This is a genomic window from Streptococcus sp. HMSC072C09 (genome assembly GCF_001813105.1).
Lineage (GTDB): Bacteria > Bacillota > Bacilli > Lactobacillales > Streptococcaceae > Streptococcus.
On record NZ_KV811503.1, the window covers coordinates 87,493 to 110,424 of the forward strand.

At 40.5% G+C, this 22,932-nt stretch carries 18 protein-coding genes; 7 read left to right on the forward strand and 11 right to left on the reverse strand.

The genetic code is table 11. From position 1 onward, the window contains the following. The first annotated feature begins 27 nt into the window (after positions 1-27). Positions 28-273 carry a hypothetical protein gene (locus HMPREF2893_RS09010; protein WP_023919916.1) on the forward strand — a complete coding sequence of 82 codons (246 nt, stop codon included), beginning with the start codon at positions 28-30 and terminating at the stop codon, positions 271-273. 240 nt (positions 274-513) lie between these two features. Here the strand turns inward: HMPREF2893_RS09010 and nrdI are convergent, their stop codons facing one another. The 6 genes from nrdI to malQ all read right to left on the reverse strand — a co-directional run bounded on the left by nrdI (position 514) and on the right by malQ (position 10,037). Beyond that, complete coding sequence (gene nrdI / locus HMPREF2893_RS09015; RefSeq protein WP_070449535.1) at positions 514-969, reverse strand: class Ib ribonucleoside-diphosphate reductase assembly flavoprotein NrdI; 456 nt, start codon at positions 967-969, stop codon at positions 514-516. Between the two features lie 61 nt (positions 970-1,030). Then, the gene (locus HMPREF2893_RS09020) at positions 1,031-1,546 is read right to left on the reverse strand and encodes an ABC transporter permease (RefSeq protein WP_003009132.1); all 516 of its coding nucleotides are present in this window, start codon (positions 1,544-1,546) and stop codon (positions 1,031-1,033) included. Positions 1,547-1,972: 426 nt separating this feature from the next. Further along, positions 1,973-4,948, reverse strand: a complete 2,976-nt coding sequence (locus tag HMPREF2893_RS10705; RefSeq protein ID WP_261674186.1) for a GbpC/Spa domain-containing protein — start codon at positions 4,946-4,948, stop codon at positions 1,973-1,975. Between the two features lie 162 nt (positions 4,949-5,110). Continuing rightward, entirely contained in the window at positions 5,111-5,716 is a 606-nt protein-coding gene (locus tag HMPREF2893_RS11235) for a YSIRK-type signal peptide-containing protein (protein ID WP_070675857.1), read from the reverse strand. A gap of 486 nt (positions 5,717-6,202) precedes the next feature. Next, positions 6,203-8,461 carry a glycogen/starch/alpha-glucan family phosphorylase gene (gene glgP, locus HMPREF2893_RS09035; RefSeq protein ID WP_070675859.1) on the reverse strand — a complete coding sequence of 753 codons (2,259 nt, stop codon included), beginning with the start codon at positions 8,459-8,461 and terminating at the stop codon, positions 6,203-6,205. A 46-nt stretch (positions 8,462-8,507) separates the two neighbouring features. Further along, a complete protein-coding gene (gene malQ, locus HMPREF2893_RS09040; protein ID WP_049522608.1) occupies positions 8,508-10,037 on the reverse strand; it encodes a 4-alpha-glucanotransferase in 1,530 nt (509 codons plus the stop codon). A 449-nt stretch (positions 10,038-10,486) separates the two neighbouring features. Between malQ and HMPREF2893_RS09045 the strand changes: the two genes are divergently transcribed. From HMPREF2893_RS09045 to pulA, 6 genes are all read left to right on the forward strand, one after another. Then, positions 10,487-11,743 (forward strand): extracellular solute-binding protein, encoded by a 1,257-nt coding sequence (locus tag HMPREF2893_RS09045; RefSeq protein ID WP_023919928.1) that lies wholly within the window; start codon positions 10,487-10,489, stop codon positions 11,741-11,743. A 127-nt stretch (positions 11,744-11,870) separates the two neighbouring features. Further along, entirely contained in the window at positions 11,871-13,166 is a 1,296-nt protein-coding gene (locus tag HMPREF2893_RS09050) for a sugar ABC transporter permease (protein WP_023919930.1), read from the forward strand. 1 nt (position 13,167) lies between these two features. Further along, entirely contained in the window at positions 13,168-14,010 is an 843-nt protein-coding gene (locus HMPREF2893_RS09055) for a sugar ABC transporter permease (protein ID WP_021154117.1), read from the forward strand. Between the two features lie 144 nt (positions 14,011-14,154). Further along, a complete protein-coding gene (locus tag HMPREF2893_RS09060) occupies positions 14,155-14,967 on the forward strand; it encodes a DUF1189 family protein (RefSeq protein WP_021154118.1) in 813 nt (270 codons plus the stop codon). A gap of 11 nt (positions 14,968-14,978) precedes the next feature. Then, positions 14,979-15,962: a LacI family DNA-binding transcriptional regulator gene (locus tag HMPREF2893_RS09065; RefSeq protein ID WP_013904333.1), complete on the forward strand. Its 984-nt coding sequence runs from the start codon at positions 14,979-14,981 to the stop codon at positions 15,960-15,962. Positions 15,963-15,970: 8 nt separating this feature from the next. Then, positions 15,971-18,046 (forward strand): type I pullulanase, encoded by a 2,076-nt coding sequence (pulA, locus tag HMPREF2893_RS09070; RefSeq protein WP_070675861.1) that lies wholly within the window; start codon positions 15,971-15,973, stop codon positions 18,044-18,046. 29 nt (positions 18,047-18,075) lie between these two features. Here the strand turns inward: pulA and HMPREF2893_RS09075 are convergent, their stop codons facing one another. From HMPREF2893_RS09075 to dltC, 5 genes are all read right to left on the reverse strand, one after another. Beyond that, entirely contained in the window at positions 18,076-19,017 is a 942-nt protein-coding gene (locus tag HMPREF2893_RS09075) for a YitT family protein (RefSeq protein ID WP_003009152.1), read from the reverse strand. A gap of 75 nt (positions 19,018-19,092) precedes the next feature. Further along, a complete protein-coding gene (aspS, locus tag HMPREF2893_RS09080; RefSeq protein ID WP_049482684.1) occupies positions 19,093-20,847 on the reverse strand; it encodes an aspartate--tRNA ligase in 1,755 nt (584 codons plus the stop codon). Between the two features lie 97 nt (positions 20,848-20,944). Beyond that, positions 20,945-21,169: a hypothetical protein gene (locus HMPREF2893_RS09085; RefSeq protein ID WP_021154124.1), complete on the reverse strand. Its 225-nt coding sequence runs from the start codon at positions 21,167-21,169 to the stop codon at positions 20,945-20,947. 251 nt (positions 21,170-21,420) lie between these two features. After that, on the reverse strand, positions 21,421-22,689 hold the full coding sequence (gene dltD, locus HMPREF2893_RS09090) for a D-alanyl-lipoteichoic acid biosynthesis protein DltD (protein WP_070589849.1): 1,269 nt from the start codon (positions 22,687-22,689) through the stop codon (positions 21,421-21,423). Beyond that, the gene (dltC, locus tag HMPREF2893_RS09095; RefSeq protein ID WP_003002265.1) at positions 22,682-22,921 is read right to left on the reverse strand and encodes a D-alanine--poly(phosphoribitol) ligase subunit DltC; all 240 of its coding nucleotides are present in this window, start codon (positions 22,919-22,921) and stop codon (positions 22,682-22,684) included. The genes dltD and dltC overlap by 8 nt, the downstream gene beginning before the upstream one ends. Positions 22,922-22,932: the final 11 nt, after the last annotated feature.

A 22,932-nucleotide genomic window follows, 5' to 3' on the forward strand; every position in this document is an offset into this window, starting at 1 on the left:
CAAATCCTTTATATACAGGAGAAATCTATGAATCAAACCGTTTACATCTTAATCCTCATCAGTTTAGTGGTCCTCTTTTTATTCAACAAGTACGAAAGAGAAAAACTACAACGGCTCTTACAAGAGCAACTCTTGAAAGATCAAGCTTTCAAAGATAGCATCAAGGAAAAAATCCAAGAGACCGACAATATCAACGATGTCATCCATGCCATCAACAAAGACTATCGATTGGGACTCCTACTTGCTAAAGAAATCACAGAAAAATTAAAATAAGCCATAGAAGAGGAGTCATATAAAATGTGACTCCTCTTCTATTCAGTCGCAACAAATAAGAGGCTGGGACAAAAGTCCTAGCCTCTCAATAGTTTTTGGATTGTCGAGCAAGACGCAGTGGTTGAGTGGGCTCTACTACGCTGATTTCATCAGCTTTTACAGCCCTACTCAACTGTGCGGAGGTGGGACGACGAAATCGAATTCTAACGAATTACCGATTTCTGTCCCACTCTCTTTATTTTAAAGATGATACAAATCTTCTACAATGGCGGCTACTTTTTTAATATCTCCCAACATCCCCCGCATTTCAAAATCGGCTAACATAGGGAAACCAAAGCGTTGGCTGTATTGCTTAGCGGTTAAACAATATTGATTGTTAAAATTCCGATTGCCTGATCCAACCACTCCTAAGCACTTGCTGGCATTGTCTCCATAAGCAATAAAATCCGCGACATCTGTCGTCAAAATTTCCACATCGCCATTGTCAACACCATTTCCACCCTCCAAATAGGTAGGCAAAAAAGTGATAAAAGGATTGGTCATTTCAAAGAAGGGCTGGCCCTCTTTGACCAGGTCTTTCACATGAACTTTCTCGATTTCAAGTCCGGGATGGACTTCCAGCAAATAGTCACTTAAACGGCGGACAAAACTCTCTGTATTTCCACTCAGACTAATATAAACAAAGGATACTTTCATCTTTTTTCTCCAATCAAGAAGCTCTCTTATCCTCTAAGAGAGCTCCATTCAAACTTATCTATTATGCCCTAGCTTGAGCTTTTCTCAAACGCAAGGTTTTATACAAAACAATTCCAAGGAAGAGAAGAGATAAAGCAGTCAAGAGTAACAACGCAATGGACGAAGATGCCAGATATCGTTGGCGAAGGGACGGGGTTGAAAAACTAGCTAATAGTGGACGCCCTGCAAAATAATTATAGCAAGAGAAGGCTTGACTTAACAAAATCTGCCCCATATAAGTATAATGGGCTGTTAACAGATCCTGCTTCATAAAGAGGAAATAGAAAGTTGCCAGCAAAGCAATCAGAATCAGGGAAACAAATAAAAAGGTTAATGGAGACTGATTGAGTTGGGCCGATTTCTCATAATATGTCACATAGTCAGCCTTGTCTTGAGCCGTTGTTAAACCAAGTTGTTTCGCAAAATCATCTGTCAACTCAAAACTCTTTGAAGCTCCAAAGGTTGATACAGCTGATGTTAGGGTTCCAACCGTAGAGAAAAATAACAGGATGTAAAGATAGATAGGTTTCTTTTTCATACAAACTCCTTTTCATTTCTTACACCCTATTATATCGCGATACAGATAGAAAGGCAAGCGCCTCAAAATCGTGGAAGCACTTGCCTGATCACTGATACGTTCAAATGAAATTCATTTGGAAAAGTAATGTGTGCAAAAGATGAAAAGCCATCGCAACTGTATCATTGGAATGATTAGAGATATAACGGAGTCCTATAAACTTTCATTCGAACACCACCAGTATACCTCATTCTCTTCTTCTTGTGTCATCCATTTCTATTCTGCTTCATTTCGACACGATTTGGTCTATAAAAGCCATTTCCTCTCCTTATCCAAAAACTATTCTGTTCTATTTCTCAACTATTTGGTCATCACTCCATCAAAAAAGCCAGAAGGACTTGCCTTCTGACTTTCTTTATTTAGATGAATGAACGAAAGAAACAAGAATTAATCTTCTTTTTTCTTGCGTGCAAGACCCAATCCAAGCAATCCAGCCATCGCACCTGCAAGAACAGCTGCAGTTGAGCTTTCTGTACCTGTATTTGGAAGCGCAGGTGTTTGTGGTTGCGCAGGTTGTACAGGCTGTTCCGGAACTTCAGGAGTTGGTTCGGTTGGCACCTCTGGAGTTGGTGGAACGATTGGTGTTGGTGGAACAATTGGTGTTGGTGGATTGTATGGAGTTGGTGGAGTTGGTGGAACTGGTGTTGGTGGGGTTGGAATATCTGTTTCCGTTACCACTTTATTCTTATGCCATTTCACTTCAGCTGATTGAGGTTCCTCAGTTTTAGGGATTGTTTTGTATTTTGGTTGCTCAGGGGCTTTTGGTTCAATTGGAGAAACTGGAGAAACCGGTGCGACTGGTGTTGGTGGAGTCGGTTCTTTAATTTTTTCAATTTCCTCCTTCACCGGTTTAACTGGCGCCACTGGAGATACCGGATTCAATGGAGTAGGCAATGTTGGTTTTACTTCATTAAATTTTGGCTCTACTGGGGCAACTGGAGAAACTGGAGCTGGCGGAATGACAAATGAACCTGGATTTTTTGGAAGACCAACATTTGAGTTGATTGCGAACCAATAAACAGTAGGTTGTCCAGCAGCATTAGCTCCATTAGCCGTAAAGACTAAGTGACCATCAGACATCTTCAAGCCTGCTCCACCATAATAGAGGTATGGAGAAGATGGATCATCCCAACCACGAAGAGTCGCTGAAGATTCCCCATTAAAGACGGCACCATGTTCAATATATTGGTTATCTTTATCAGATGTTACCTCTTTAGTAGCAGAGTCATAAGAAATACTTGAGTTTGGAATTTGAATGTATTTATTATTTTCAATATTTACAGACTCTTGGTGCTTCACATTTTCAAATTTCTTCTTAGGTGTGAACGTAATTTGACCTGTAGTGGCATTTACTTTGTATGAACCAAGAACATCATCCTTACCTTCAAAAGTAAATTCTTCTGTACCAATAGAATGACCATTTCCTCCACCTGAAGTATTGACAGATGTTGCATCAATCACAGTTTCTTCACTAACTGCGAATTCGCTACCATTCCATGTTGCTTTTTGTGCCACAATCTTGATCGGATTTTCAGCAGAGATAGTGACATCAGCTGTTCCAAAATCAGCTGTTCCATTTTTAACAACAACCGCATTGTTTTCAATGCTCATGGATGAACCATCTGCATATGGATCCCAAGTTCCACGAACGGTATTCCCATTTTTATCTTTAGCTTCTACTGTAAGGGCACGAGGTTTATCTCCACTATCTACATAAGAAGCACCTGTCCAGTGGTTGAGGGAGTTCAATGCTACAATCGCATTGTGTTGTGTCAAATCAAACTTATTACCATTACCATCATAGAATTCAACGTCGACAGCAACCTTAACGGGTTTGTTTTGGTCTGTTGAAGCTCCAACCGTAAGGGTTTCAGTTGGGTCTGCACTGACTGCTGCAATCCCTTTGCCATTATTTGATGGAAGGCTCAAAATCTCATAGCGGTAAATTACGCGCTTGATTGGATGCATATCCTTTTTATTTTCACGCATGCTGGACTGATTCAAATTGTCATAGGTTACAACAAATTTGTCGCCTTCCTTCACTTGAATGTATTCAGTTTTATTATTGGCCCAAGGACTAGTCGCTACAATATCTGAAGCTTCCAATTTATTGGAATCATATTGATGCACATTGCTTGTATTCAAACGAGCTTGAGCATCACGAGTGAGGTAAGTACTGATGCCGTCAATGGTATGAGTTGCACCACCTTCACGTTGGAAGGTCAAATCTTGAACAGTTTCAACATCTTTTAGATCTTGGAAACCATTGTCATTCATATATTTTTCATACGCTTCTTTAGCATCTTTGTATTGAGCCAAAGCGGTTTCAATACTTGCAAGTTTCGCTTGATAAAGTTTTGCATATTGTTCATTCACAGCATCATAACTTGATTTTGCTTTATCATAAGCTGCTTTTACAGCCACAAACTCAATTTCGTTTGAAGCGTACTTAGCTTTTGCTTCCTCAAATGCTTTCTTATCTTCCTCATACTGAGATTTATTATTTTTATATAAATTTTTTGCAGCTGTTAAATCTTTTGCTTTTTTTGTAAGTTCCTTAGTAGGTTTTCCGTCTTTGTCTTTTTCTACTTCTTTTTCTTCATCTTCTACAATCGTATTACTTTCTACAATATCAACTTTTGCATTTTTGTAGATTGCTTTAATTTCTTTTTCGAATTTGTTAAATTTGTTTACTACTGTATCGTATTCAGTTTTAGCTTTAGCATAAGAAGTTGCAGCCGTATCATATTCTAATTTATCTTTTGCATATTGTTCTTGTGCTTTTTGATAATCTGATACCGCCTTATTATATTCTTCAGTAGCTTTGTTATATTTTGCCACTTCTGAATCATACTGAGCTTTTGCAACATCATAACTTGATTTTGCTACATCGTATGCTGTTTTAGTTGAATCATAACTAGCCTTGGCTGTTTCATATGATGTTTTCTTATCATTATAATTTTCAGCATCTACATCATATTTTGCTTTTGCAGTTTCATATGCTGATTTCTCTGCTTCATATTTAGCTTTCAGCGCAGCATATTCCGCCGAATCTGTCCCACCAGTAGATGTTGCAACATTATAAGCCACTAGAGCAGTATCGTATGCTGTCTTAGCTTCATTATATGCTGCTAGATCTTGTTGGTATTGTTTTTCAGCTGCAGTATATTCTTTAGTTTGTTGATCGAATTTATTCTCAGCAGCTGCTTGAGCAAGTTTATTTTTTTCAAACTCTGCTTTTTTAGATTCGTATGATTCTAATTCCTTATCATATTGAGCTTTAGCTACATTATACTGAGCAAGAGCGGCATCGTAAGAAGTTTTTGCAGTATTGTACGATGCTGTTGCATCGGTAAAACTCAACTCATTATCAGCATATTTTGCTGCATCTGTTTCATATTTAGCTTTACTAGTTTCATAAGTTGCTTTTGCAGCTTCGTATTGCTCCCTAACTAGTTTATAGGAATCAGAGTCTTTACTTGAAGTTGAAGTAGAAGCTGCTTTATATGCTGCTAAAGCTTCTTCTTATGCTTTTTGGGATTCTGCGTAAGAAGCTTTCGCTTTTTCATATTCAGCTTTTTGAGTCTGATATGCTAATAAATCATTCTGGTATTCAGTATTAGCTTGATCGTAGTCAGCCTTTGCTTTAGCATTTTCAGCTTCTACTTGCTTTTGTTCAGCTAATTTTGCTTCATACTCAGCTTTGGCCTTTTTGTAGTTTTCAACGACTGTGTTGATTTCAGCTGTTTGAGCTTTATTATCTGCTTCTGCTGCTGCGATAGATGGTTGGACTTTTTCAGCTTCTTCTGTAACGGTCACACCTTCTGTAGCTGCATCAGCTTTTGCTTTTTCAAGTTCTGGTGATTCTACATAAGTCGTCGTAACTGTTTTATTTCCTTCTGTCACAGTTGTAGATGTCAACTTAGAACTTGTTGCAACAGCTACATCACTTGTTGTTGTCTCTGTAGTGGTTGCTTCAGTTGCAGGCGTTGTTGCCTCATCCGCTTTCACTTCTGCTCCGTAGGTATTAACAGTAGCCAATCCAGCGATGGCTAATGAAACAACACCGACTGATAACTTACGAATTGAAAATTTTTCCTGCTTCGAAACATGTTCACGATAGCTTTTCATTTTCAAAACTCTCCTTTTTTGTTTAAAAAAATCTCACTGTAGAGGCAAAAATATGCTACTTTCAGTTAACTCCATTGTATCACAATCAACCATTTCTACATATTTGTTAATTTAATTTTTTATTTTACTTTAAATATATAACAACTTGAATCCCCAAACCTTCCTTGCCTTCCCCATCTTTTAGTTGAAAATATATGTAAACGCCTTTGAAAAAACCTTTATTTTCAAGGGTTTTCAGGACGCTTTCTCTTTTTATAAATTTCACCGGAAGGCTTTTTAAAGGGAAGTATTTTTTTATACCAATAAATTAGATTTGAAGACTGAAATAAAAATTTATGTAATTTTTTCCCTTTAGGGGTGGCAAAATTCAAAAAAACAACACTTTTTGCAGAGTGTCCATCCCCTAAACTAGCTCCATTTCTTTTCCAAAATAAGAAGTAATGAAAAAGACCAAGGTCTTATGGACCTTGGTCTAACAACTAATCATTAGTTTAAGTGCCAGATGTCTTCGTTATACTGAGCGATCGTACGGTCAGATGAGAAGAATCCTGCTTTCGCAATGTTAACGATGACTTGATCCAACCATGCATCACGGTCTTCGTAATCAGCCAACATGCGTTCTTTGGTTACAATGTAGTCTTCCAAGTCAAGAAGAGTCATGAACCAGTCTTTGTTGATCAATTCATTGTGAAGACGAGTCAAGCGTTCTTTGTCCCCAACAGCAAGAACGGCATCGCTGACGATGAAGTCTACCAATGGTTTGATGGCTTCACGTTCATAGAAGTCTGCTGATTTGTATGCTGATTTAGCGTAAAGATCGATAACCGTTTCTGAATCTTCACCGAAGATATAGATGTTGTCACGTCCAACCAATTCAGCGATTTCCACGTTAGCTCCATCCATCGTACCAAGTGTCAATGCACCATTCAACATGAATTTCATGTTACCAGTACCTGAAGCTTCCTTCGAAGCAAGAGAGATTTGCTCAGAAATATCGCTAGCTGGGATCAAGTAGCTTGCAGCAGTTACGTTGTAGTTTTCTACCATAACAACTTGCAAGTGTGGAGCTACCGCTGGATCGTTTGCAATCACTTCAGACAAGCATAGGATCAAGTGGATGATATCTTGTGCAATGGTGTAGGCAGGAGCTGCTTTACCACCAAAGAGAACAGTGATTGGACGAGCAGGGATATTTCCAGCTTTGATGTCCAAGTATTTGTGGATCACATACAAAGCGTTCATTTGTTGACGTTTGTATTCGTGAAGACGTTTGATTTGGGTATCAAAGATAGAATTTGGATTGATTTCCACACCTTGATGGTCTTTCAAGAAACGAGCCAATTTGCGTTTGTTGTGAGACTTGATGTTTTCCAATTTTGCTTTGACTGCATCTTTATCTTCATAAGAAAGAAGGTCTTCCAATTTAGATGCGTCATGGTGCCAGTCACGTCCGAGGATATCATCCAAGTAGTGTGACAAGGTTGGGTTAGCATGCATGAGCCAACGACGGAATGTGATACCGTTTGTTTTGTTGTTGAATTTTTCAGGGTAAATGTCGTAGAAGGCTTTCAACTCAGAATTCTTCAAGATTTCTGTGTGAAGTGCTGCTACCCCGTTTACGCTAAATCCATAGTGGATATCCATGTGTGCCATGTGTACACGATCGTTTTCATCGATAATTTGAACAGCTGGATCTTTGTATTCAGCGCGAACACGGCGGTCCAATTCTTCAATGATTGGAACCAAGTGAGGAACCACTTCTTGCAAGAATTCAAGTGGCCATTTTTCAAGGGCTTCTGCAAGGATTGTGTGGTTAGTGTAGGCTGTCATGCTACGAACGATAGAGATGGCTTCATCCATTCCAATACCACGTTCTGTCAAAAGACGGATCAATTCAGGGATGACCATTGATGGGTGAGTATCGTTGATTTGGACAACAGCATAGTCAGCAAGGTCATGCAAGTTGCTTCCTTTTTCGATGGCTTCGTCGATGATCAATTGTGCACCATTTGATACCATGAAGTATTGTTGGAAGATACGGAGCAATTCCCCTTGACGGTTACTATCATCTGGGTACAAGAAGAGGGTCAAGTTGCGAGCGATATCTGTCTTGTCAAAGTTAATACCATCTTCAATAATAGATGAATCAACTGAATCCAAGTCGAACAAACGCAAACGGTTCTTGGTATCGATCTTGTAACCAGGTACGTCGATATCATAAAGGGTAGAAGTCAATGTGAAGTGTGCAAATGGCACTTTGTAGCTACGACTTGAACGAACGAGCCAGCTTTGATCAGTCAACCATGCGTTTGGAATCGTTTCTTGTTGGTTGTTTTTAAATACTTGTTGGAACAAACCAAAGTGGTAGTTCAAACCAACCCCATCCCCTGTCAAACCAAGGCTTGAAATAGAGTCGATAAAGCAGGCTGCCAAACGTCCCAAACCACCGTTACCAAGTGATGGTTCCAATTCCACTTCTTCGACTTCGATCAAGTCTTTACCAGCATCTGACAATTCTTTTTTGACATCGTCGTAAAGACCCAAGTTGATCAAGTTATTAGACAAGAGTTTACCGATCAAGAACTCAGCTGAGATATAGTAAACTTTTTTCTTACCAGTATTTAATTTCTTTTGGGCACTTGCTTGCTTGGTGTAATTAAGCAAAGCAAGGTACAATTCTTCATTTGAACATTCAGCAATTGTTTTTTGATGATGATCAATCACATATTTTTGTAATGATTCCATGTTAGGAGTCTCCTTTGTTTCAACAATTTTTTAATAGGGGGAAAGATTATTTTTCTGCTTTCGTAACTTCTTTTTTCAAGTCTTTGTTTTCACGACGATAGATCGTAGTGAAATCAAGCAATTCTTGCTCGACAGCTGGAGTCAATTGATCCGCTGTCATTCGCCATGACCAGTTACCACCGAGAGTAGATGGGAAGTTCATCCGAGCTGAGCCATCTAACTCAAGCAAGTCTTGCATCGTAGCAATCGCCATGAAGCTGACGGAAGCAAAGACGGTGCGAAGCATAGCATGCGGTACAGATTCGTACTCTTTCCGGTTGGTATAACGAGCAAGATACTCACGAGTTGGATCGTCGATTTCATTGCGGTACCATCCAAGAACTGTGTTGTTATCATGTGTTCCAGTGTACATCACAGAGTTGTTTGGTGCCAAGTGAGGGCTATCGATACTTTCATCGTCAGGATTGAAGGCGAATTGAAGAATCTTCATTCCTGGGAAGCCAGTGCGTTCACGAAGTTCGATGACTCCGTCTGTCATGAAGCCAAGGTCCTCAGCGATGATGTTCAAATCACCGAGCTCTTCCTTCACGGCTGCAAAGAGTTTGTAGCCAGGACCTTTGACCCATTTACCTGGTGCTGCAGTTTCAGAACCAGCAGGGATTTCCCAGTATGATTCGAAACCACGGAAGTGGTCGATCCGAACGATGTCATAGATCTTGAAGCTTTCACGCAAGCGTTCAATCCACCATTGGTAGCCATCTTTGTCCATTGCTTCCCAGTCATAGATTGGGTTCCCCCAAAGTTGACCAGTTGCTGAGAACTCATCTGGCGGGCATCCTGCGATGCAAGTCGCTTTCCCGTTTTCATCTGTTTTGAAGAGATGAGGATTAGCCCACATGTCGCTTGAATCTTCCGCTACATAGATTGGCATATCTCCCACAATTTCAATGTGGTGGTCGTTGGCATAAGCTTTCAAGGCCAACCATTGTTGGAAGAAGAAGAATTGAGTTACACGATGGTAAGTCAATTTATCAGCCAATTCTTCACGGTATTTAGCCAAAGCTTTTGGCTCACGCGCACGAATAGCTGCATCTGGCCACTCTGTCCAAGCTTTCAAATCAAAGTATTCTTTAATAGCCATGTATTCTGCGAAGAGCTCCAACCAAGAAGCATTGGCTTCACAAAATTCTTGGAATTCTTTTTGATCACCTGATTTTAAGAAATTGGCAACTGCTTTTTCAAGCAAGGGACGACGTTGTTCGAAAACCTTTGCATAATCCACTTGAGTAGGATTTTGACCAAAGTCCACTCCTTTAAGGTCTGCTTCTGTCAACAAACCTTGCTCGATCAAAAGATCGAAATCAATAAAATGAGTGTTCCCAGCAAAAGCTGAGAAAGATTGGTATGGAGAATCTCCATAACTAGTTGTACCAAGCGGCAAGATTTGCCAGTAACGTTGCTTGGTCCGAACGAGGAAATCAACAAAATCATATGCTGATTGACCGAATGATCCGATCCCGTATTGTCCAGGAAGGGAAGAAATGTGCATCAAAACACCACTTTGACGTTTTTTCATGGGTTACCACCTTTTTTTATTTCTTTGAAGCCTGCGATTCGGTGCACGGTATGGGTATCGTTGCAGAGTCGTATCCAGCTCTCAAGCGGCTCTACTCTTTGTTAAAAATCGAACAGGCGCAACTCAGTTTACGCAATTTTTGCGAAAACGTTTGCGTACCATGTTATTATAAACTTTTTCCCTATTTTCTGCAAGGGATTTCTTAAAAACTTTTTTAACTTTTTTCAGAATGTCCTCACCCCCTTAGTGTATTCTTTCCTTTGGCTAATGTCAACAAATTTGATGCATTTTATAGAAGAAAGTTCGGAATTAAAATATTTTTAAAAAAATTGTTTAAAACTACTTGCAAACGTTTTCGCCTTGTGATATACTTAAGACGTTTTAGGAAAACGTTTGTCTAAAACGGTTTCTAATTATTATCTTTTTTTATTCTTTAGGAGGAATAAATCATGAAACGTACAATTTTACGTAGTGCTGCTGTACTTGGTACAGTTGGTTTTGCCGGCTTCTTACTTGCTGCTTGTAGCAATAACTCATCAGGTTCTTCTGAGGCAAGTAAAGAAATCAACGTCTATGTAGACAAAGGCTACAAATCTTATGTTGAAGAAGCTGCAAAAGCTTTTGAAAAAGAAAATGGCGTAAAAATTAACATCAAGACTGGTGATGCTCTTGGTGGATTGGATAACCTTTCTCTTGATAACCAATCTAAAAAAGCTCCAGACGTTATGATGGCACCATACGACCGTGTAGGTGGTCTTGGTAGCGATGGTCAATTGGCTGAAGTGACATTAAACAAAGATAGCCATACAGATAAAACAACTGAAGCTCTTGTAACAAACGGTGGTAAAGTTTACGGTGCACCTGCTGTCATCGAAACATTGGTTCTCTACTATAACAAAGATCTTGTAAGCGAAGCTCCAAAAACATTTGGTGATCTTGAAAATCTTGCAAAAGATAGCAAGTACGACTTCGCTAGCGAACCTGGTAAAACAACTGCCTTCTTAGCTGACTGGACAAACTTCTACTACACTTACGGTTTACTTTCAGGTAACGGCGGTTATGTGTTTGGTAAAGACGGTACAGATCCTAAAGATATTGGATTGAACAACCAAGGTTCTATCGATGGTATCGAATATGCAAAAACTTGGTATGCTAAATGGCCAAAAGGTTTGCAAGATACAAAAGCTGCTGCTAACTTCATCCAAACACAATTCCAAGAAGGTAAAACAGCTGCTATCATCGATGGTCCTTGGAAAGCTGCTTCATTGAAAGAAGCTAAAGTAAACTACGGTGTCGCAACGATTCCAACTCTTCCAAACGGAAAACAATACTCTGCCTTTGGTGGTGGTAAAGCTTGGGTTATCCCTGCAGGTGCGAAAAACCTTGATGGCGCTCAAAAATTCATTGACTTCTTGACAAGTACTGACCAACAAAAAGCTTTGTTTGACAAGACCAATGAAGTTCCTGCCAACACAGAAGCTCGTAAATATGCGGTTAGCAAAAACGATGAATTGACAACTGCCGTTGTTGATCAATTCAAGAATGCTCAACCAATGCCAAATATCTCAGAAATGAGTGCTGTTTGGGATCCAGCTGCTACTATGCTTTTCGATGCTGTAAGTGGTAAAAAATCTGCAAAAGCATCTGCTGACGATGCAGTGAAATTGATTAAAGAAACCATCGAACAAAAATTCGGTAGCAAATAAGACAGTTTTTAGGTGTGAGTAAGAGGTTGGAGACAAAGTCCCAACCTCTTATGTTCAATTTTCAAGCACAACTTACTGTCTGACTTGTCTTCTTGCTCTCTAGCAAGGACATTATAAGGAGATTTGAATGACTACAGAACAAAACCCTAAAAAGGCTATGTGGCTCTCTTTGATCCCGGGTCTTGGGCAAATTTATAACAAACAAAAAACCAAAGGCTATATTTTTCTTGCCGTAACCATTCTCTTTCTCGCCTATTTCCTAGGAATTGGAGCTGGAGAATTAGCGAAATTGGTTACACTTGGAACCGTCCGTGGACAAGATAATTCTCTCTTTATCTTGATTCGTGGCGCCTTCCACTTGATCATCACTGTTGTTTACTTCCTATTTTATGCCTTAAATATTAAGGATGCTGGAACAGTTGCTAAACGCATCAACAACGGGATTGCCGTTCCAAAAACCTTGAAAGAAATGGTTCAAGCCATCTATGAAAATGGCTTCCCATATTTATTGATTATTCCTTCATACATTGCTATGACATTTGCGATTATCTTCCCAGTTTTAGTAACTTTGATGATCGCCTTTACCAACTACGACTTCAAACATACCGCTCCAACAACCTTGCTTGATTGGATCGGGTTCCAAAACTTCACTAATATGTGGACCTTGAGTACCTTCCGCTCAGCCTTTACATCGGTTCTTGGCTGGACCTTGATTTGGGCCCTCGCAGCTTCTACTCTTCAAATCGTACTCGGTATCTTGACCGCTATTGTTGCAAACCAACCATTCGTAAAAGGAAAACGAATCTTTGGGGTTATCTTCTTGCTTCCTTGGGCTGTTCCAGCCTTCATCACTATCCTAACTTTCTCAAATATGTTTAACGATAGTGTCGGTGCTATCAATGCACAAGTTATCCCATTGTTTGCGAAGATCTTCCCATTCTTAGATGGCGTTTTGATTCCTTGGAAAACAGATCCTACCTGGACAAAAATTGCTTTGATTATGATGCAAGGTTGGCTCGGCTTCCCTTACATCTACGTCTTGACTTTAGGGATTCTTCAATCGATTCCAAACGATCTTTACGAAGCTGCTTATATTGATGGTGCCAACGGTTGGCAAAAATTCCGCAGCATCACTTTCCCAATGATTATGGCTGTTGCAGCTCCAACTTTGATCAGTCAATATACCTTCAACTTTAATAACTTCTCCATCATTTACTTGTTTAACGATGGGGGACCTGGTTCTGTCGGAGGAAACGCCGGATCTACAGATATCTTGATCTCATGGATCTACAAGTTGACAACCAATTCTTCTCCTCAATATTCAATGGCTGCAGCGGTAACCTTGATTATCTCTGTGATTGTGATCTCAATCTCTATGGTTGCCTTCAAGAAACTACATGCATTTGATATGGAGGATGTATAAAATGAAAAATTCAGTTCAATTTAAACGCCGCCTCAATCATTTCTTGACTTACCTGTACATGGTGGTTCTTTCAATCGTTATCATTTATCCATTGTTGATTACGGTTCTATCAGCCTTCAAATCAGGGAATGTCAGTGCCTTTACACTTGATTTTAGTGGCAATCTTAGTTTTGATAACTTCTCAAAACTTTTCTCTGAAACCCATTATGGCACTTGGTATATGAACACCTTGGTTATCGCCATTATCACCATGATTGTACAAACAAGTATCGTTACCTTCGCAGGTTACGCATACAGCCGTTACAATTTCTTGGCGCGTAAACAAAGTTTGGTCTTCTTCTTGATTATTCAAATGGTCCCAACCATGGCAGCCCTCACAGCCTTCTTCGTTATGGCTTTGATGCTGAATGCCTTGAACCAACCTTGGTTCTTGATCTTCCTTTATGTTGGTGGTGGTATTCCAATGAATGCCTGGTTGATGAAGGGATACTTTGATACTGTTCCAATTTCCCTCGATGAATCTGCGAAATTGGATGGAGCTGGACACTTCCGTCGCTTCTGGCAAATCGTCCTTCCTCTTGTTCGTCCAATGATTGCCGTTCAAGCACTTTGGGCTTTCATGGGGCCTTTCGGAGACTATATCTTGTCTAAATTCTTGCTTCGTGACGAAGTGAACTATACGGTAGCCGTTGGTCTTCAAACCTTTATCAGTGACCAAAAAAATCAAAAAATCGCCTTCTTTGCAGCCGGTGCTATTTTGATCGCGGTTCCAATCTGTATCTTATTCTTCTTCCTACAAAAGAACTTTGTTTCAGGCTTGACAGCTGGTGGAGATAAAGGATAAAATAGAATCTTATTTCAAGCACATTTTATTTTTAAGTTGAGGGTAGTATGGTGGATGCTTTACTACCCTTCGTTAAGAATAAAATCAATGCAAAGAGATTTCTCTTTGCATTTCTGATACTCTTATATTTAGAAAGGTCATATTATGCCCTATCCTTTTAATTATTTCGCAAGTATCTTCAATTTCCGCTCTTCTTTTGCAAACCGCAAAAAACTGAGCTGGTTCCAAATGATTTTTACTTCTTTCTTTCTAATCTCTATCACACTATTACCTGTGGCTCTGCAAAATGCTCAACTCAAAACCTATCCTTTGACAACCTTTGTCAGCGATGTGTTTGATCCTTTATCAACAGACGTTATGAAAGATATCCAAGAACACGTCGTGATCAAAGACCAAGAGCTCACCTATACAGGGACTAACCCTGTACACAAGACTTCAAAAGGACAGGTTATCTTAGGCCAAGAGGCAAAGGCTAGTGAAGGCAAGGAGTTAACACTCCATTTTGATCGCAAACAATTGATTATCTCAAAAGAGAATAAAGAACTCGCTACAGTCTCATACCAGGCTATTAATCAAGAGAGCCTTCGGGATAAAAAAAGCTTCACTCAAGCTATCTCTAGCGATTGGTTTCGCGACAATCGACTCCCTGTCAGTCTCTTTCTCGTGATTTTCTCTGGCTTCTTATCGACAGTCAATTATTTGATTCTCATCGTAGGGGCATCTTTCTTCCTCTACTTGACACGAAAATCTCGACTCTTTTCACTACAAACTTTCAAGGAATGTTTCAATTGTATTCTGAATTGCTTGGGACTCCCTATTTTACTGAGTGTCTTCATCAGTTTACTATTCCATCAAGTATTTACTACGACGATCATGATCCAAAATGTCTTATTTGTACTCTATCTTGCTATGGTATTTTATAAGACCCACTTCCGTGATCCAGACTATCACCGCTAGGAGGTTTTCTCATGCGTGTTACCATCAAAGATGTGGCGAAACTCGCTGGCGTCGCGCCTTCAACTGTCACGCGCGTCATCCAAAACAAATCCACGATTAGTGATGAAACAAAAAAACGTGTCCGTGAGGCCATGGTCGAATTGGACTACCATCCCAATCTTAATGCTCGCAGCCTTGTCAGCCAATCTAGTCAAGTCATTGCTTTGGTCCTACCAATCGACAGTGACGTCTTCTACCAGAATCCTTTCTTCCCAACTGTTTTAAGAGGGATTACCCAGATCGCGTCAGACAATGATTATGCCATCCAAATCTGTACGGGGCAAAATGAAGAACGGCGGCTCGACAACCTCAAACAACTCATCTACGGAAATCGTGTAGATGGTTTGATTTTCCTTTATTCCAACCCGAATGATCCCCTCGTTGAATTTGCGATCAAAGACAAGTTCCCCTTCCTCATTCTCGGAAAGGCAGCTTCACCTTTTGTATCGCTAGTGGATAATGATAATATCAAGGCTGCATTTGATGCGACGGATTATTTCATTCAACAAAACTACCGAAAAATTGCTTTTATCGGGGGAAACAAAGAACTGTTCGTATCTCAAGACCGCTACGAAGGTTATAAAGAAGCCCTCCAAAAAGCAGGGATTCCTCTCGATGAAAAACTGGTTCATTTCTCATTTGGTTTTATGTTGGAAGACAATTCTTATCAAATGATGGAGAGCCTTCCCCTAGCAGAGTTAGATGCCATCATGACAACCGATATTCTCGTTGCTGAAGGGGTGCGCCAATACCTATTAGAACACCAGCTGACAATCCCGATTATTTCCTTTGATTCGATTAAGCCACGACTCGATATTGAAGCCTATATTGACATCAATGCAGTGGAACTCGGACGTGAGTCTGTTCGGACAATTCTACAAATTATCAAGGATCACAAAGAAGGAAAAACCGTTTGCTACCGTCAATTGATTGACCATACCATTACGAAACTCTAGGAGTCTTTATGTCTACATTTACTGCTTATTTAGATGACCAAGACCTCATTCGTATCCAAAAGGGAGAGGAGCATATCCTTCCTTTTTATTTGAAAACGAACCAAGGTCATCTTGCCTTAATCCCTGTCAAAACGTCAAGTGCAGCGACTGACACAGGAGACTATTTCTTAAGCCCTATTCCACTTGAACTCGGAGAAGAGTACACCATCTACGATGCTACTGGAAATTCTTCTATACTCCACTATCGAAACATCGTTCGCAAACCCATTTTCGATCAAACCTTCACCTATAGTGGAGAAGATTTAGGAAGTTTTTACACACCAAATCAGACGCAATTTAAATTCTGGGCACCGATTTCGCAAGATGTGAGTCTCCATATCGAAGATCAGATCTATCCGATGACACGTACAGAAAACGGTGTCTGGAAACTCTTGCTCAAAGGGGATTGGGAAGGAGCTGCCTACCACTATGAATTTCGTGTCAATGGCCTAGAACGTCGGATTCACGATCCCTATGCTCTATCCTCTTTGGCCAACTCTGGAGACAGCTTGGTCATCGACCGGAAGAAGATTACACGTCCTATCACACGTGCTGCTCGTCAATTAGACCCGACAGAAGCAATCATCTACGAGATGAGCGTTCGGGACTTCTCTGTCCAAAAAGAGGCCGGCTTTAAACACCCTGGTAAGTTTAAAGGGTTGACAGAATCGCCTCAACTCAATGGTCAGATCCTTGGATTTGATTACCTTCAAAAACTTGGCATTACCCATGTACAGTTACTTCCTGTCTATGATTTCGGTAGTGTTGATGAAGAGAATCAATGGAAAGCCTACAACTGGGGTTATGATCCTGTCCAATACAATGTTCCAGAAGGTAGTTATGCCAGTGACCCCAACGATCCTTATGCACGGATTTGGGAACTCCAAGATGCTATTGCAACCTATCACCAATCTAATCTTAGTGTTATCATGGATGTGGTCTACAATCACGTCTACCAGGCCGATGAGTATGCATTTGAACAAATCGTACCCGGTTATTTCTACCGCTATAATGCAGAAGGAGAGCGGACCAATGGAACCTTCTGTGGGAATGATGTCGCAAGTGAACGTTCCATGGTAAGACACTATATCAAGCAATCCCTCAAGCAATGGGTTTCCCTCTACGGCTTTGATGGTTTTCGCTTTGACTTGATGGGAATCTTAGACATTCAAACCATGACAGAGATTGCAGAGGAGCTCCGTGAAATCTATCCTAACATCTATCTCTATGGGGAAGGGTGGAAGATGGATACAGGCCTCTCTGAAGACCAGCTCGCTCACCAGTACAACTCAAAACGATTACCAGATTTTGGCTTTTTCAGTGATAATTTCCGGGATACGGTCAAGAGAACACTCTTAGCCGATCACCGTCGTGATAGTCAACATCCAGCCAATGATTTTTCTAATATCCTAACAGCAAATGTCGGGAAAGTAGGACCTGCTCATTTCATCCAACCTCAACAAGCCATTCAGTACGTCGAATGCCATGACAATGCAACTGTTTTTGATTATTTCCAACTTGAAAAAGAAGAGATTCGTCTAGAGGAGCGAAAAGCTCTCTCACGCCTCGCTCTTCATTTGGTATTATTATCCCAAGGTGTACCTTTTATCCATGCTGGTCAAGAATTTTACCGCACAAAAGGGCTCGAAGACAACACCTATAACTTGCCAGATAGTCTCAACCAATTGGACTGGACATCCCTTTCAAAATGCCAAGAAGAAATTGCTTTTCTTGAAGAATTGATTGCTTATCGGAAATCACAGCCACTCCTTCGTTTGAAAAAAGGGCAAGAGATTCGCGACTACTGTGATGTCAAATGGTTGTCTGATCATCATTTGATCTACACGATTGAGAAAGATCGTGAAAAAATAACGATTCTCGTCAATATCGGTGATCAAGAAAAGACCTATCAACATCCGAGCGATAGCCAGCTGTTATTTGCCTATCCTCATGCCAACCTCCAAGCGCCTATTCCTAAAGGAAAGGAACTTTCTATTCCTGCCCATAGTTGGCTCCTTCTCCACGAAACTGAATCAACAAAATAAAGGTCACCACAATGTGGTGACCTTTATTTTTATTCTTCTGTTTCCACAAAGCGTCCAATGATATGAACGTTTTCTGAAATGGTGATAAAAGCCTGAGGATCAGCTTTTTTCATAATATATTTGAATTCATTAAACTCTGCACGCGTAATAACTGTCAGCAGAACCGCTTTTTCCTGATGGTTATAGGTTCCTTCTGCATTGTGGATAATGGTTGCTCCACGATGCAATTTTTTATGAATCTTTTCAATAATGGCATCCGGCTGGCTCGTTACGATCATTGCCTGCATCCGTTTTTGCTTGGTAAAGACAGCATCCGTTACTCGACTCGATACGAAGATGGTAATCATAGAGTAAAGAGCATACTTCCAACCAAAGGTCAGACCAGCGATCAACATAATGGTCCCATTGACCAAAAAGGAGATACTGCCGACATTCTTTCCTGTCCGTTTTCGAATCGTCAAACTGACAATATCGGTTCCCCCACTGGAAATGTTGTTCCGAAGAGCAAAACCAATCCCTGTTCCCATGACAACCCCACCAAATAGGGCATTCATGATCGGATCGTTGGTCAACGTAATCACTGGCACGAACTGAATAAAGAGGGAACTCATCGAAACCGTAATAAAGGTAAAGATGGTAAATTTATGGCCAATTTGATACCAAGCCACAATCATCAAAGGGATATTGATGGCATAAAAGGTCAAGGAAACGGGAATCGTAAAGCCAATAAAGCGTTGGCTCAGAACAGATAAAATCTGAGCTAGCCCTGTTGCACCGCTGGAGTATACATGTCCTGGTTGAAAGAAGAAGTTGACGGCAATCGCTGATAGAAAACCATACAGCAAGGAAGCTGACACTTTTTCATCGTATTTCTCACGGGAGATGCTCTTCAGCACGCGCAATAATTTAATGTTATAAGCTAGTCGCCGCACATGATAGCGAAATAGCTTATGAAAGCGAATTTTTTTCATTTTCAATCCATCGATTAGAAGAAAAGGAAAATCTTAGAGCAACTGATTCCTAGACTCTCCCTTTTCTCTCTTGTCCTATTCTTGCTCTGCTACTTCTACTTGAAGATTTAACTCATCCAATTGCTTTTCAGAAACGACAGAAGGAGCTTGTGTCATTGGATCTGTCGCCTTGTTATTCTTAGGAAAGGCAATGACTTCCCGAATATTATCTTCACCTGCAAGAAGCATCACGAAGCGGTCCAAACCAATCGCCAATCCTCCATGTGGTGGGAAACCATAATCCATTGCTTCCAACAAGAAACCAAATTGTTCATTGGCAGCTTCTTTTGTAAATCCAAGTGCCTTAAACATCCGTTCTTGTAAATCTTTATGATTAATCCGTAGGCTTCCTCCACCTAATTCATAGCCATTTAAGACGATATCATAGGCAATTGCTCGAACTTTTGAAAGATCTCCTTCCAATTCATGCTCTGTTTCAGCTTGTGGGAGTGTAAATGGATGGTGAGCAGACATATAACGGCCTTCTTCTTCAGACCATTCAAACATTGGCCAATCCACTACCCAAAGGAAGTTGTATTGATTGTTGTCAATCAAGTCAAGCTCTTTCGCAAGACGAACACGCAAAGCACCAAGCGTTGCATTGGCTACTTCAAGAGTATCTGCTACAAAGAGAACTAGATCCTTGTCTTCTAACTGTAAAGCAGCTGTCAAGTCACTTGTCAAGTCTGTCAAGAACTTCGCAACAGGACCATTCAAAGCACCCTCAGCATATTTCACCCAAGCAAGACCTTTTGCACCGTATTGCTTCGCAACTTCTGTCAATTTATCGATATCTTTACGAGAGTAATGATCCGCTGCACCTTTGACAACAATCGCCTTAACTGCTGGAGCTTCTGAGAAAACTTTGAAGTCTACACCCTTGACAAGCTCTGTCAAGTCTTGGAGCAACATTTCAAAACGTGTATCTGGTTTATCTGAACCATACAAGGCCATAGCGTCATCATAATTCATCCGTGGGAATGGGAGTGTTACTTCAATTCCCTTGGTTTCTTTCATGACACGTGCAATCAAGCCTTCTGTGATATCTTGGATTTCTTGATCACTCAAGAAAGAAGTTTCCAAGTCGACCTGTGTAAACTCAGGTTGACGGTCTCCCCGTAAATCCTCATCACGGAAACACTTCACGATTTGATAATAGCGATCAAAACCGGCATTCATCAACAATTGTTTTGTAATCTGAGGACTTTGTGGAAGGGCATAGAAATGACCCTTATTGACACGGGAAGGAACCAAGTAGTCACGTGCTCCTTCCGGAGTTGACTTAGAAAGAAACGGTGTTTCCACATCAATAAATTCTAATTCATCCAAGTAATTGCGGATTGAATGGGTTACTTTTGCACGGAGTTTGAGGTTTTCCAACATCTCAGGACGACGAAGGTCTAAGTAGCGGTAACGAAGACGGGTATCATCATTGGCTTCAATTCCGTCCTTGATTTCAAACGGTGTAGTTTTGGCAGTATTGAGAACCGTAATAGCTTCTACCTTGAGTTCTACTGCTCCTGTAGGCAAGTTTGGATTAGCTTGTTCACGAGCTTCTACAAGACCTGTCACTTCTACAACATATTCACTACGGATGCTTTCAGCTGTAGCCATCACTTCTGCACTAACTGTTTCTGGATTGATCACCAATTGCATGATCCCTTCGCGGTCGCGTAGATCGATAAAGATCAAACCACCCAAGTCACGACGACGGCTAACCCATCCTTTCAAGGTAATACGAGTTCCAATGTGTTCTTCACGAACACGTCCAGCATACATTGAACGTTTCATTTCTAATTAATCTCCAAACTAATATTCTTCCTTCTATTTTACCATAAAGACCCGCAGAAAGTGGCCTTTAGCTCAACTTTTTCAGTCACCAACTTCTTTAATTATCGTGGCTCTCTTCTTTCTTTTTGGGATCATCGTAGAGAGTGGGTGCTAGCACCTTCATTAAAGTCGCCGTCCCAAATCGCAAGACAGCTGCTGCTAGTCCAAAAATAGGGGATAGGTAGCGGAAAAAGAAATCTCCCCTAAGTACATAGGTCATGCCACCCACAATAAAAAAGATGACAATTCCCTGAACGATTGCGTAAAACCAAATTTTTTTCACACTATTCTCCTTTTCACAAACCAGCTGACTTATCCACTGTTTTTTATCACTTATCCACAAAAATGTGGATAACTTTCACCTTTTGCTCCCTCAAAAGAGGAAGTGTCATCAGCACCAGGACTTGTTTTCATCCATTTACAAGGAAGTTTCCCACAACCTGTGGATAACTCTCTTGCTCGTTTGTGACTTTCTCGTCACTTTCCTCACAAATCAAGGAGCCAGGATTTGATCCTGCCCCCTTTGATCAAGCATTATTTAAATTCGTCTGGTGTCCCTTTATATTGAGCCCAGTCTTTACTGAAGAAGCGATCATTTAGATGGTAAGTTGGTGCTTTTTCAGCCTTTGTGACAAAGGGATTGACCGCTTTATCAAAGGCTAGCCAACCATTCCATCCCATATGAATCGTATCTTCCATAAAGTAGGGCTGATCACCATCTTTAGAAAAGTCTGCAATATTGGTGAATCCTTGACTTTCCAATTGGTAACGAATCTTTTGAACAGCCTGTTCATATTTTTCTTGGCTCAAGCCTGTGTATTTCATCCATTTGGCATTAACTGGAGGAATGACAAAGATGACATTGGTCCGAGATTTAGCAAACTGGTCTAGAACCAATTGCAAGTCATTGTACTCAGGAGATTGAACATAGGATTCGTTTTTTTGGAAACCTTTTAGTTTCTTCAACTTCATTTTTAAACGAGTATTGTAAAAATGATTGCTGATTCCAAGGTCGTTGTTATTGGTTTTGACTTTTGCTTCAGCCGTTGCAATTTCTTCCAATTTCTCATATGAGAATTGATCTGGTAAATCTTGTAGACGTTTTTTGACCTTCTTATCGTAATTCCCGTTTGTACGCGTTGCAAGATTACTAAACAAAGCATCTTCGCGTTGGACAAGGTGGGAAACAAACTGGTTCAAAGACTGATCAAATCTGGAAATTTTCTTTCCTTGAGAAATGTTCGTTACAACACTTTGAAAGGCGACATTTGGATACTGTTGTAACAAACGCTTTGCAGCATACTGGGATGCAGCATCCTGTTGGTGATTGGCAATAAAGCTATTCAACTGATCGCTATTAAAGAATTGTTGAAAAGCAGAGGAATCGTATCCCTTCTTAGTGAACCATTGCGGAGAAACTACATAAACAGCTGTATTGTCCTTGAGTTCTGGCAAAATCTGTTGCATTCCAAAATACTGGTTCAAAGAAGCCGCACCACGTTCTCCTAAAAAGTAGGGTCTGTAATTGCGGTCATATTTTTCAGCCAAAACCGCTGGATGCACCACATCAAAGCGCAACCACTCACTGGAGCCGAAATAAGGGACAAAGCGATGCTGTGGATCAGAGAGTGCTTCTTGTTTCTTTGTACGACTCTTGAATCCTTCTGCATTCAGACTTACCGCAGCTTTTTTCTCTTCGGTATAGTTGTGCTTATGATTGATTGGATAAAAGAATAATAAAGCTGTTACCATGAGGAGCGCGCAAAATACGGGCCCTAAAATCAGCCACAAACGCTTAAGCATTCTGAAGCTCCGTTACACCTTCTACGATCTTGTTAGCAGTATTCCAATCATCGCGTCCAAATTCAGATACAGGAACACGGATGCCAAAGCGATTTTCCAGTTCTACAATCAATTCGACTGTTCCCATACTATCAAGGACACCCGCATCAAAGAGATCCTCATCCATCATGTCTGAGACATCTTCCATAAACAATTCGTCAATAATTTCAATTACTTGTGATTTTACATCCATTTTTCTATTCT